This is a genomic window from Flagellimonas taeanensis, from assembly GCF_003584105.1.
In the GTDB taxonomy this organism is placed as follows: Bacteria; Bacteroidota; Bacteroidia; order Flavobacteriales; family Flavobacteriaceae; genus Flagellimonas; species Flagellimonas taeanensis.
On the sequence record NZ_QXFO01000028.1, the window covers coordinates 42186 to 55103 of the forward strand.

Below are 12918 nucleotides of genomic sequence, written 5' to 3' on the forward strand. Positions count from 1 at the left end.
TTTTAAAGGTGGATCAGTTCCAAAGGTCTCCCACCTCTTTTTTCACATAGGCCAATGCGGTATTGGAAGGTGATTGCTTTTCCATGGTCTGGTTGAGGATATCCTCCCGAAGCTTGTCAGGAGAGTCGGTCTCGCTCATCCCGGCAGATCGGATGATTTGGATGGTGGCGTTTTTAGCCGTTTTGATAATGTTCCAGCATTCATCGGACATGTAGATCTGTTGTGAAAGATTGTGCTCGAACTCGGTCTCAATCTGTTTGATCAACAAATTCTCATAATCACTTTTGCTCTTGCTTTTTGGCGCCACTCTTACCACAAGACTGTTCAAGGCGATACGTTCCAAAAAAAGGGCCATTCGCTCATAGGCCTGTAACCGAACCGGAAGGGTGTCTTTTTGGGAGTCCTTGTGCAATAGGAAGCGTCTTCGGCCTTCTTCGTTTCGAGTGTGCAGCCTGAAGAAATAGAATGCGATTGCGCCGGTCACAACGGCAGGCAGTAAATAGGCAAAAAGCTGAAGGATATCATCTCCACTCATAGGATAGTTTGGTTTTTTATTGATTTTACATTACCATGAACGCACCAAAATCCCAAAAAGTATTTCAAACTGCCTTATTGTGCCGCTTTTGCACTTTCCTTGGCCTTAGCATAAAAACCCTTGTAATCGGGCTGTAGTCTTATGTTGATGCCTTCCTTGAAGTTGCCATCCTTGACCACAATGTTTATTTGGTCCGAAGGGATCTGCAGCACACCGACCAACTCTTTGGCAACGGCCGCTGCTTGGTCAAAAGTAGGCCCGAACTCCCCGGTAATGTTGAGACCTTCCACTTGGGTCCTGAAGGATGGATTGGACTTGATGACCTTGGCCACATTGACCAACCAGGCCTTTCCTGCTTCCGTAAGCTTTGTGGAAGTATCCGAACCAAAAAGGACGTCCAGTTTGTTGGAAATGACGATGCCCCCTTCGGCAACATTGACATTGGCATTTTCGCCCAAGGTCTGTTTTATTCTAGTAAGGGAAACAATGGCCGTGGAATCGTTGGCGGAAATCATGTCGTTGATACCGCTGAGTTGTCGTTCTTTTCGGGCAAGGGCAGCCATGGCCCTGTTCACGTTTTCCGAGTTCTGCTTGGAGAGCTCGGAGAAATTGCTCAAGTTGCCCAAAAGAGTGGCGTTTGCATCGCGTAGCCCAATGTTTTCGGTTTCCAGGGTCTCGGCTTTGGCATTGCTGGAAGAAATTTCCCGCTTGGCCTTGGCCAGTTCCTGTTCCACCTCGGATATTTTTGATTTCAGGTTGTCAATCTCGGCAATGAGCTCACTTTTTTTCTGAGCGAACACTCCTGTGGAAAGAACAAGCAATAGTATAATGGGTAATTTAGTTTTCATAAAAGGTAAAATATTTGGGGACTAAGTTATAATGTTTTTTCATAAGTTGGTTTACCGCCCAGATGCTGGCAATCATAAAGCTCCTGCATGGAATGGAACCCTACTTGCTCTTTCTGGTATTTGTAGACCGTTCTTAAATTGCTGCTAAGATAGTCATCGTCCACGTTCACTTGGATATCTTCCATATGAAATTGGCAGGGATGCTCATAACCCGCCGCATGGGTAATCTCCAACAGTTCCTTTCTGAACGTTTTGAAGTATTGGGCCAACCTGTCCGATTTCAAGGGTACGTTGATCCCGTTCTGAAGCCATTTGTTCTGGGTGGCCACGCCCGAAGGGCACCTGTTGGTATGGCAAACCTGTGCTTGTATGCAGCCTATGCTCATCATGGCCTCCCGGGCCACATTGATACAGTCCGCTCCCATGGCAAAGGCCATGGCCGCTTTGGCTGGAAAGCCCAATTTACCACTGCCGATGAACACGATGCGGTCCGTGAGCCCCCTGTCCAAAAAGATTTTATAGATTGAGGTGAAGCCGTAGGTCCAGGGTAAGGAAACATGGTCCGCAAAACTGGGAGGGGCCGCACCGGTTCCTCCTTCGCCACCGTCAATGGTGATGAAGTCGGGTCCTTTGCCCTTCTTTTTCATCAGATCGGCCAGTTCTTCCCATTGCTCCACTTTCCCAACGGCTCCTTTGATGCCCACAGGAAGTCCTGTTTCTTCTGCAATGGCTTCAATAAGGTCCAAAAGTTCGGGAATATTGCTGAATGCCTTGTGGGTAGGAGGGGAGATGACGTCCTTTCCGATTTCCACCCCACGGATCTTGGCAAGCTCCTTGGTGATTTTGGCCCCTGGTAGCACACCGCCCTTTCCAGGTTTGGCCCCTTGCGACAATTTGATTTCCACGGCCTTGATGCAGGGATTTTCATCCACCAAGATCTTCATTTTTTCCATGGAAAAGTTTCCTTCCTTGTTCCTGACTCCAAAATAACCCGTCCCAAAGTGAAAGATCACATCCCCACCTTTTCTGTGGTATGGGGAAAGTCCACCTTCGCCTGTATTGTGGTAAGCCTGGCATTTTTCCACTCCCTTGTTGAGGGATTCCACCGCCGCAGCGGATAGGGAACCAAAACTCATGGCGGATACATTGATCACCGATGCGGGCCTATAGGGTTTTCTGCGTTTGTTGTAGGCCCCCATCACCTTGGCGCAGGGCAGAAAATAAGGATTGGCAATGTTGGGGTGTTTTTCAGGGACCTGAAACCCGATCATGGCATTCTTGACAAAAATGTGCTGGTGGGCATAGATGTCCCTGTCCGTTCCAAAACCTTCGTAATTGTTTTCCTTTTTGGCAGAGGCGTATATCCAACTGCGTTCAATGCGGTTGAATGGCAGCTCTTCACGATTGTTGGCCACAAAATATTGGCGCATTTCAGGTCCGATGCTTTCCAGCCAATACCGTAGATGGCCCACTACAGGAAAATTATGGCTGATGGTATGTGCCTTTTGAAAGAAGATGTCGCGAATGGCGACAATCATTAAAAAGATAAGAATCCATCCCCACCAAGAGATCGATGACAAAAAATCCAAGATTGCTTCCATGCAAAATTTTCAGGTACAGGTTACAAATATCAAGCCCTACAACCCAAAATCCAAATAAATCTCGTTAAAGGGTATGGAATGTTTTTACTGCAAACACAGGTGTTTTAGCCTACTTGGCCCTGTCCAGATAATCCAGCGCAATTTCCGTCATGGCCTTTACGCCGAGCAATAACCCACTATCATCAATCTTAAAATCGGGTGTGTGGTGCGGAAAGTGGTCATTAGGTCCGGCATTGGGGTCTTTTCCTCCCAAAATGAAGAAGAATCCGGGTATTTTTTCCTGATAAAACGAAAAATCCTCTGCTCCGGTGATGGCCTTGATCAAATGTACATTGTCATCTCCGGCGACTTCTTTCAGGCTGGGAAGGGAGGCTTCGGTCAGGGCAAGGTCATTGTAAGTGATGGGAACACCCTTGTCAATTTCCACGGTGGCTTCGGCCCGGTATGCCTTGGCAATGGTGGAGGCCATTTCCTTCATCCGCTCGTTGATCTGTTTTTGCATGTCGTAGTCCAACGTGCGGATGGTGCCGATCAGCTCCGCACTTTCTGGGATGATGTTGTTCCGAACACCGCCACTCATCTTTCCAACGGTAATGACCGCTGCTTCCTTGGTGAGTTCCATTTCACGGCTTATGATGGATTGGAAACCGTCCACGATTTTGGCGGCCACAAAAATAGGGTCCACACCGCCCCAAGGAGCGGAGCCGTGCGTCTGTTTTCCTTTGATGTTCACCACAAAACGCTGCGCTGCAGCCATGGCACCTCCTGGTTTATAGGCAATTTGCCCCACAGGAAGGTAAGAACCGATATGGAGCCCATAAATGGCATCTACCTTTGGGTTTTCCAGGACACCTTGCTTCACCATGAGCTCGGCACCACCTTCCTCGCCAGGAGGAGGGCCCTCCTCGGCAGGTTGGAAAACGAATTTTATCGTACCGCGGATTTTGTCCTTGTTTTTGGAAAGTACCTCGGCGACTCCCATCATAATGGCGATGTGGGTATCGTGACCACAGGCGTGCATGACACCGACCTCTTGGCCTAAATATTCTGAGGTTACCATGGACTTGAAGGGAAGGTCATTTCTTTCAGTGACAGGAAGCGCATCAATATCCGCCCTGAGGGCCACCACTTTTCCCGGACGGTTGCCTTTCAGTAAGCCCACAACGCCTGTATGGGCCACTCCTGTCTGCACTTCAATACCCAGAGCTCTTAAGTGCTCGGCTATCTTTTCTGCGGTATTGAACTCTCTGTTGCTCAGTTCTGGATGTTGGTGGATGTCCCGACGCCATTCGATCACTTTGGATTCCACTGCTGCAATATCTTTTTCCAGACCGTGGTTTTGGGCTTGTATGGAAAAGCTGATCAAAAGAAAGGTGTACGAAATAAAAATTTTCATAAATCACTGTTTTATAGTTTGATAAGTCGGTATCCTTCATTCTGTAGTTGAATGCTCGCCGTCATGGCGGACAATGCAATCTTTACGCCGGGTATCAAATCTTCCTTTGGAAAATTCCTAGAGAATGAGGATTGGCCACAATAGATGATCTCTACATCAGCATCCAACAGGGCCTTGACAAGGCCTAAATTGGGATTGGGGACACCAAACCTGGCACGGTATGCCTCGTCGTGGGTAATGTCCTTTGAGGCTTGGTTGTGGACGATAATGGCGACTTTAAGCTGTGCTTTGGGCACTCCGCTTTGGGCATGCATATTAAGGAACCGGGCGGCTGTTTCCAGTTTCTTGTTGATTTCGTCATGGGAAGTTGGACTGTCCATGACATCAAAGACCACCTTGAATTCTTGGGAGGTATCGGTTTTGAAGTCGGGGTTTTCAATGTTCCAGACCTCACCATAAGTTTCTATGATGGGCCCCGCCTTTTTTTCTTGTGAAAGGCCCGAAAGGCAATAAAGAATCAAAAAGACTAGTGGAAAGTAATGACGGTTCATATAGGGTCAATAAGGGTTGAGGCTTAAATATATTTAAAAATGGAGAACAAACGCTTCCAGTGTTTATAAATATTGAAAGGATGATTTTAGCAAAAGGCCATTATTGGTTAATTTCACGCCTACTTTTTAAAGACCCTGGCAATTGAGTACTTTTTTGGATGAATTGAACGATGCGCAGCGTGCCCCAGTCCTTCACAAGGACGGTCCGTTGATGGTGATTGCGGGGGCCGGCTCTGGAAAGACCCGTGTGCTGACCTACCGCATTGCCCATTTGATGGAGCAAGGGGTGGACTCCTTCAATATTCTGGCCCTTACTTTTACCAACAAGGCTGCCCGCGAAATGAAAAAGCGGATTGCCACCATTGTGGGCAATTCCGAAGCGAAAAACCTTTGGATGGGGACATTCCATTCTGTTTTTGCCAAATTGCTCCGATTTGATGGGGACAAATTGGGCTTCCCCAGTAATTTTACGATCTACGATACCCAGGATTCCCAACGATTGATTGCTTCCATTATCAAAGAAATGGGGCTGGACAAGGATATTTACAAGTACAAGCAAGTCCAGAACCGTATATCTTCCTACAAGAACAGTTTGATCACCGTCAAGGCCTATCTGCAAAACCCTGAACTGGTGGAGGCGGATGCCATGGCCAAACGACCACGCATGGGGGAAATCTATCAAAACTATGTAGATCGTTGTTTCAAGGCAGGTGCGATGGATTTTGACGACCTGCTGCTGCGCACCAACGAATTGTTGACCCGTTTTCCGGATGTGTTGATGAAGTATCAGGACAGGTTCCGATATATTTTGGTGGATGAGTACCAAGATACCAACCATTCGCAATACCTCATTGTCAAAGCCTTGTCCGATCGATACCAGAACATTTGTGTGGTAGGCGACGATGCGCAGAGCATCTATTCGTTCCGTGGAGCCAATATTAGCAATATCCTGAATTTTCAACGAGATTATGATGATGTGGCCGTGTATCGATTGGAACAGAACTACCGATCTACCAAAAATATCGTCAACGCTGCGAATTCCATCATTGCCAACAACAAGAACCAGTTGGAAAAAAATGTATGGACCTCCAATGACGATGGTGGACAGATCATTATACACCGAAGTGTGACCGATGCGGAGGAAGGTCGATATGTGGCGGGTTCCATTTTTGAGAACAAGATGCAACACCAGCTCCAAAACGGGGATTTTGCCGTGCTCTATCGTACCAATTCGCAATCAAGGGCCATTGAAGATGCCCTGCGGAAGCGGGACATTCCGTATCGGATCTATGGAGGACTCTCTTTTTATCAGCGTAAAGAGATCAAAGATGTGTTGGCCTACCTGCGGTTGGTCATTAACCCAAAGGACGAGGAAGCATTGAAAAGGGTCATCAATTTTCCTGCACGGGGCATTGGACAGACCACTATTGACAGGCTTGTTGTGGCGGCCAACCAATACGGACGTTCCGTTTTTGAAGTGATGGAGCATTTGGACAAGCTCAATCTCAATATCAATGCAGGGACTAAACGTAAGTTAGATGACTTTGTCACCATGATCAAGAGTTTCCAGATCATGAACGAAGGGGGGGATGCTTTCACGCTTTCGGAGCATGTGGCCAAAAAAACGGGTCTGTTGTTGGAGTTCAAAAAAGATGGTACGCCCGAGGGCATTGCCAAAATGGAAAACATTGAAGAGCTCTTGAACGGGATCAAGGATTTTGTGGAAGGCCAAAAGGAACTGGCGGATGCCACGGGGAGCCTGACCGAGTTTTTGGAGGATGTGGCATTGGCCACTGACATGGACAAGGAGGTGGGCGATGATGACCGTGTGGCCCTGATGACCATCCATTTGGCGAAGGGTTTGGAGTTCCCCTATGTTTATGTAGTGGGGATGGAAGAAGACCTGTTCCCATCGGCCATGAGCATGAACACCCGTAGCGAACTGGAAGAGGAGCGAAGGCTGTTCTACGTGGCCCTTACCCGTGCAGAAAAGCAGGCCTACCTTACCTACACGCAGAACCGGTACCGATGGGGCAAGCTCATTGATGCCGAACCAAGCCGGTTTTTGGAAGAAATCGATGAAAAATATGTAGAAAACCTTACCCCGATCAACGATGGGTATCGATATAAGTCCTTGATCAATGCAGATATCTTTGGAGAGGTGGACAAGAGCAAACTGCGCCAAGTGAAACCTCAGAACGGTACACCGCCATCGGTGCAACACCCCAACGAAAACCAATTGCGAAAGTTGAGGAAGTTAAAACCGGAACTTTCGGCACCAACGAAAAGTGGGAGCGACATCGATCCCGGGTTGGTAGAAGGGGCCTTGGTGAACCACACTCGGTTTGGAAGGGGTAAAATACTTAGTATCGAAGGTGTGGGAAGTGACAAAAAGGCCGAGATCTTGTTTGACCAAGGTGGAGTCAAAAAGCTATTGCTCCGCTTTGCCAAGTTGGAGGTATTGGACAGTTAGTCATTACGCTGTTCACGGATGTACCTTTTTCCATTGAAGGCCAAGGAGTGCTGTATGATGGAGTTGCTCCTTATCTCAGGGAACAATATGCGTGATCCATTCATTTCTATCTTAAAACCCAACGAATCGGAAAACTTGGGATTTTTTTGGATTTGGGCGATGGAGATGGAACTTTCATTATTGGGAAAGGCAGGGACCTCTTCTAGATAACCGCTCTTCAAAATATACGCATTTAGGCGTGAATAATGACTGTCGCCTGAATTGATATAGCCATGTAGTATATATAGATTTTCTCCTTTTAATGATTTTACTTGATGAATCCCATCATAAGTTACAGGCGTGTCGTAAAGTGAACTGGGTTGAATAGAGCTTCCTGTATTGTACAATGCGATGTTTTTGATTCGGTTCCCCGTGGCATCCATTTTGGTGTGCCAAGAGAAGATGCCCAATTTTTTATCCTTGGATAGTGTAAAAGTGAAATCATGTTTTTTTTGGGCATATATTTCATCTATTTCGGTCAGCAGATTGGAGGTGCGTATGCCCTCTACTGTTCTCCGTATGCTTTCGTTCAATAGAATGGTTTCTTCAGAGGAGGAGCGTTTGTCCATGGTTGTTAACTTATGGAAAAGACTGTCAAGGGACGCGACCACTTCTTTTCCTGTTTTAGGACTGCTTTCTTGTTTAGGCAGCATGTTTCGACAACTTATTAGAGAAAGACCCATCAAAGTGGTCAACAAAAAGGAATGCTTAACAGTCATCTGACATGGGGCATGTTTGTACATAGACACAAAGTTGAATGTTTTATTCTGGATTTTATCAATCAATTTACCAATGGCCCATTTAGATTGACCAATGGGCCGTTTGGTACCATAGATGCAATGATGGGGCGGTGGTTGGGTGCATTAAAGAATATTTAACGCATCACCACTTTTAAGCATAATATTTGTTAATTTGTTGGAAGGGAGACATACGGTCTTCCGTATTGGACATGGCAGAACTTATACGACTTTACGAAGAAAACCCAAACCCGCGACAGGTGGAAAAGATAGTGGAGGTGCTCAGAAGGGGCGGACTTGTGATCTATCCCACCGATACCGTATATGGTTTGGGGTGTGACATTACCAATTCCAAAGCCCTACAACGCATTGCACGGATAAAGGGAATTAAGTTGGAAAAGGCGAACTGGTCCTTCGTGTGTGCAGATTTAAGCAACTTGTCCGATTATGTGAGACAGATAGATTCCTCCACCTTCAAGATTTTGAAAAGAACCCTTCCGGGGCCGTATACTTTCATTCTTCCGGGAAACAATAACCTTCCCAAGGATTTCAAAAAGAAGAAAACGGTGGGCATCCGTGTCCCGGACAATGCAATAGCACAGGCTTTGGTGACCGGATTGGGAAACCCTATTGTTTCCACTTCCATTCGCGATGAGGACGATATTTTGGAATATACCACCGATCCTGAACTCATTTTTGAGAAATGGCAGAACTTGGTAGACATTGTCATTGATGGGGGTTACGGGGGCAATGTGGCTTCTACGGTGATCGACCTTTCGGAAGGTGAACCACTGGTCGTTAGGGAAGGAAAGGGAAGCTTGGAAATATTCTAGAAACAAAAAAGCGGCCTTTTGGGCCGCTTTTCTTATATGTATTTTACTGGATTATTTGCCAGTACCTCCGATAGTTGGATCTTTCATTCCTTCCTCGATCATGTTATAGAACTGATCGATTTTTGGAAGTACAACGATACGGGTCCTTCTGTTCTTTGCCCTGTTGGCAGATGTATCATTGTCAACGAGTGGGATGTAGTAGCTACGTCCGGCAGCAGTCATTCTGGCAGGATCTACTCCAAAGTCATTTTGAAGAATCCTGACCACAGATGTTGCCCTCTTCACACTCAAATCCCAGTTATCGGCAAGTTCTGAAGTTTTGATCGGCACATTGTCCGTATGCCCTTCTACCATGAACTCAAAATCAGGCTTGTTGTTCACCACTTTGGCCACTTTGCCCAATACTTCTTTAGCTGCATTGGTCACATTGTAGCTTCCGCTTCGGAACAATAGTTTGTCGGAAATGGAAACAAATACAACTCCTTTTTCCACGCTGATCTCGATATCCTCATCATCCAAGTTGCCAAGCACACCTTTCAAGCTTTGTACCAAAGCAAGGTTTACAGAGTCCCTACGGGTAACGGCATCTTGCAATTTTCTGATGGTAAGGTCTTTTTCTTTAAGACTCTCCAAAGATTTTTCAAGGTTTTCAGCACCTTTGGTGGTAAGGGTTGTCAAGTTGCCCATGTTATTGATGAGCTCTTGGTTGTTGGCTTTCAAGAAAGCGTTTTGGTCTTCAAGGGTCTTCAACCTTGAACTTGCGGTTGCTTTTTCTTCCAGACAGTCGTTAAGTTTTACTGTAGCTGAATTCAATAGGTCTTGGGTTTCTTTATGCTTGGCCTCCAGTTCAGCATATTTTTTTTGTGATACACATGAAGACAATAGAACTGTCAGTGCCAGTGTTCCTAGAAAAGCTTTTTTCATAGTTCAGAATATAATTTAAGGATTGTTAGATATATCAATGTAAATCAATGTTGGCCAAAATTAGAGAAAAAGCAAGGTTTCCATATTTCGGCATCGTTAATCTTTTACTAAAATGTTAAAATTCTTTACTTGATGTACGAAATAGGACCAAACTATGGATGTCACGATATGGTACTTTAATATAAAATTAGCTTTTTCCCGCTTTCTGTACATCTTCCTAAAGTTACCATAAAAACTGATATGGGCATGTAGAATGGCCAGACAATGATTGATTTTCAGTTGGAAAACGAACCTGGCGGCAGCAATACCGTCCAATATCAACCGCAAGAAGACAATGGGCAAAGCTTTTTTTCGGGGAAGGTTCTTGGTGATGGAATATAGGGAGTTCCTAAAGTTGAGAAAAGTCTTTTTCGGGTTCATATTGGAGAGGGTGGAGCCCCCCAAATGGTATATGTGGCTCTGTCCCACATAATACACTTTGTGTCCGGCATTTTGGGCCCGCCAGCAAAGGTCTATCTCCTCTTGATGGGCAAAATAGTCTTCATCGAACCCGCCCAGCGACCTGAAGGTCTCACTTTTGATGAACATACAGGCACCCGTGGCCCAGAATATTTCCCTGACATCATCATATTGCCCATGGTCCTTTTCGATGGACTGGAAAATCCTGCCCCGGCAGAACGGATAGCCCAATGCATCCAAGAACCCGCCTGCGGCACCGGCATATTCAAAATGGTCCCGTTGTTTCAGGTCCAATATCTTGGGCTGGATGATGGAAACCCCTGGTATGGTTTCAAAGCCTTTCTTGATGGGTCCCAACCAATTCGGTGTGACCTCTACGTCAGAGTTCAGGAGGCAAAAGATATCGGCTTCAATGTTTCTCAGCCCATCGTTGTAGCCTTTGGCGAAACCTCCATTGGAAGTGTTCCGTACAATGCCGATAGAAGGATAATTCGCCTCCAAAAAAGGAACGGAACCATCGGTGCTGGCGTTGTCCACCACATAAATATCGGCACCCTCGGAGTGTTCCATGACGGAGGGCAGGAACCTTTTGAGCAAGGCTTCCCCATTCCAGTTGAGTATGACTACGGCGACTTTCAAAACGGTGGCAAATTAACGGCTAAAATCAGGAATTTCCTTTAAAAAGCTGTATTTTTCATTCTCATGGTCCATTTCGCAACAGTAGTGCTCCAGGCCGTTGGTCACCATCAAGTAGGTTGATTTTAATTGATAATTGTAACGGGCAATCTGGTCAAAAACGGTTTGTTCCACTTTGACCTCTGGTGCCTTGCACTCCACTAATAGAAAAATGGAGCCGTCAGGATTGAAGACCACCACATCGTAACGTCTTTTCAGCCCGTTCACCATGAGTTGTTTTTCTACATTGATAAGGCTCTTTGGAAAGTTTTTAGTGAACACCAGATAGTGCAGCACGTGTTGCCTTACCCATTCCTCAGGTTGCAGCACCACAAATTTTTTACGGATACCATCAAAGATGTACTGTCTATTTTGGCTATTTTTGATTCGGAAGGTATAGTTGGGAAAGTTCAATGCTTGCATTCCACAAAATTGATGATTTTTTCTGAATGGACAGGGTAAAAGAGATTGTAGCGGAAATAAACAAAGGGGTTCCCAAACCCATTTACTTTTTGATGGGGGAAGAGCCCTATTACATTGATAAGATTTCCCAATACATTGCCGAGAATGTGCTGACGGAAGATGAAAAAGGATTCAACCAAATGGTGCTCTATGGAAAGGACACCAGTGTTGAAGAAGTGGTCTCCAATGCCAAAAGGTATCCCATGATGGCCAATCACCAGGTCGTTATCGTAAAGGAAGCCCAACATCTTTCCCGCACCATCGAGAATTTTCTTTCCTATGCGGAAAACCCACAGCCTACAACGGTACTGGTCATTTGTTTCAAATACAAGAAACTGGACAAACGAAAGAAACTGTATAAGGCCATCCAGAAAAACGGGGTGCTTTTTGAAAGCAACAAGTTGTACGAGAACCAAGTGGCAGATTGGGTGCGAAAGACACTCGCCGGAAAAAATTATAGCATATCGCCCAAATCCTGTGTAATGCTTGTGGAATTTTTGGGTACCGATTTGAGCAAGATCAGCAATGAACTGGACAAATTGGCCCTAGTGGTGCCGCCGACTGCTGAGATTACGCCGGAGCTGATAGAAAAGCATATAGGCATCAGTAAGGACTTCAACAATTTTGAGCTGAAAAAGGCAATAGGGGAAAGGGATGTGAAGAAAGTCTCCCGGATCATCGATTATTTTTCGCAAAACCCGAAAGACAATCCTTTTGTGGTCACGGTCACTCTTTTGAACACCTTTTTTATCCAGCTATTGCAATATCATGGCCTGAACGACCATTCTCCGGGGAATGTGGCCAAAGTACTAGGGATAAACCCTTATTTTGTGAATGAGTTTTCCGTAGCGGCCAAAAATTATCCCATGAAAAGGGTCAGTGGCATCATTTCAAGCCTCAGAAACTTGGATTTGAAAGGAAAAGGTGTCGGTGCCAACAACATGGACCAATCCGATCTACTGAAGGAACTGTTGGCGGAATTTGTTTGAACTAGCTTTTGTCCACACTGTACTTTCCGGGGCCCAATAGCATGACCACCACGAAAACGGTGAGATAGAGCAAGGCCATTTCTTTTCTTCCAAAAGGATCGGCACCGTGTATGACGAACCCGGCAACGAGCATAGTGATTGCAGTAGGTATGGCGGCCCATCTCGTTTTAAAGCCAATAATGATCAGAAGAGGGCAGATGAACTCCCCGATAACGGCCAAGAATAGGGTAGGAGCCTGTCCAATGCCGAAGGGATCTGCAAATTCGGTATTTCCATTGATAAGGTTCATGAGTTTAGGGTAGCCATGGGTCAGCATAAATGCTGAAGGAACGATTCTTAAAAGTGCCAAGCCCAAATGTACCAACGTATTATTTTTCATCCACGGGGAATTTTAGT

13 protein-coding genes are annotated in these 12918 nt (G+C 45.8%); 3 read left to right on the forward strand and 10 right to left on the reverse strand.

Annotation, left to right across the window (positions count from 1 at the left end; genetic code table 11):
- Window positions 1-13: 13 nt before the first annotated feature.
- From D2V93_RS17535 to D2V93_RS17555, 5 genes are all read right to left on the reverse strand, one after another.
- Complete coding sequence (locus tag D2V93_RS17535; protein ID WP_072881648.1) at window positions 14-535, reverse strand: DUF7935 family protein; 522 nt, start codon at window positions 533-535, stop codon at window positions 14-16.
- A gap of 74 nt (window positions 536-609) precedes the next feature.
- Window positions 610-1383, reverse strand: coding sequence for a coiled-coil domain-containing protein (locus tag D2V93_RS17540; protein ID WP_072881650.1), 774 nt, complete (start codon window positions 1381-1383; stop codon window positions 610-612).
- A gap of 26 nt (window positions 1384-1409) precedes the next feature.
- Window positions 1410-2984, reverse strand: a complete 1575-nt coding sequence (locus D2V93_RS17545) for an FMN-binding glutamate synthase family protein (RefSeq protein ID WP_119620350.1) — start codon at window positions 2982-2984, stop codon at window positions 1410-1412.
- A gap of 109 nt (window positions 2985-3093) precedes the next feature.
- The gene (locus tag D2V93_RS17550) at window positions 3094-4380 is read right to left on the reverse strand and encodes an amidohydrolase (RefSeq protein ID WP_119620351.1); all 1287 of its coding nucleotides are present in this window, start codon (window positions 4378-4380) and stop codon (window positions 3094-3096) included.
- 11 nt (window positions 4381-4391) lie between these two features.
- Window positions 4392-4931, reverse strand: a complete 540-nt coding sequence (locus tag D2V93_RS17555; RefSeq protein ID WP_119620352.1) for a DsrE family protein — start codon at window positions 4929-4931, stop codon at window positions 4392-4394.
- A gap of 142 nt (window positions 4932-5073) precedes the next feature.
- On the opposite strand from D2V93_RS17555, the gene D2V93_RS17560 reads away from it, so the two are divergent.
- Window positions 5074-7404: an ATP-dependent helicase gene (locus D2V93_RS17560; protein ID WP_119620353.1), complete on the forward strand. Its 2331-nt coding sequence runs from the start codon at window positions 5074-5076 to the stop codon at window positions 7402-7404.
- Here the strand turns inward: D2V93_RS17560 and D2V93_RS17565 are convergent.
- The gene (locus tag D2V93_RS17565; RefSeq protein WP_119620354.1) at window positions 7401-8012 is read right to left on the reverse strand and encodes a hypothetical protein; all 612 of its coding nucleotides are present in this window, start codon (window positions 8010-8012) and stop codon (window positions 7401-7403) included. The two genes, D2V93_RS17560 and D2V93_RS17565, sit on opposite strands and share 4 nt — an antisense overlap.
- Window positions 8013-8392: 380 nt before the next feature.
- Between D2V93_RS17565 and D2V93_RS17570 the strand changes: the two genes are divergently transcribed.
- Window positions 8393-9013: an L-threonylcarbamoyladenylate synthase gene (locus D2V93_RS17570; protein WP_119620355.1), complete on the forward strand. Its 621-nt coding sequence runs from the start codon at window positions 8393-8395 to the stop codon at window positions 9011-9013.
- Between the two features lie 51 nt (window positions 9014-9064).
- Here D2V93_RS17570 and D2V93_RS17575 read toward each other — a convergent pair whose 3' ends face one another.
- The 3 genes from D2V93_RS17575 to D2V93_RS17585 form a co-directional block, all read right to left on the reverse strand.
- On the reverse strand, window positions 9065-9937 hold the full coding sequence (locus D2V93_RS17575; RefSeq protein ID WP_072881676.1) for an OmpA family protein: 873 nt from the start codon (window positions 9935-9937) through the stop codon (window positions 9065-9067).
- Window positions 9938-10033: 96 nt separating this feature from the next.
- Entirely contained in the window at window positions 10034-11035 is a 1002-nt protein-coding gene (locus D2V93_RS17580) for a glycosyltransferase family 2 protein (RefSeq protein ID WP_119620356.1), read from the reverse strand.
- Window positions 11036-11047: 12 nt separating this feature from the next.
- Window positions 11048-11494 (reverse strand): type I restriction enzyme HsdR N-terminal domain-containing protein, encoded by a 447-nt coding sequence (locus tag D2V93_RS17585; protein WP_072881680.1) that lies wholly within the window; start codon window positions 11492-11494, stop codon window positions 11048-11050.
- A 26-nt stretch (window positions 11495-11520) separates the two neighbouring features.
- Between D2V93_RS17585 and holA the strand changes: the two genes are divergently transcribed.
- Entirely contained in the window at window positions 11521-12522 is a 1002-nt protein-coding gene (gene holA / locus D2V93_RS17590) for a DNA polymerase III subunit delta (protein WP_072881682.1), read from the forward strand.
- Between the two features lies 1 nt (window position 12523).
- Here holA and D2V93_RS17595 read toward each other — a convergent pair whose 3' ends face one another.
- Window positions 12524-12901 (reverse strand): DoxX family protein, encoded by a 378-nt coding sequence (locus D2V93_RS17595; protein WP_072881684.1) that lies wholly within the window; start codon window positions 12899-12901, stop codon window positions 12524-12526.
- Window positions 12902-12918: the final 17 nt, after the last annotated feature.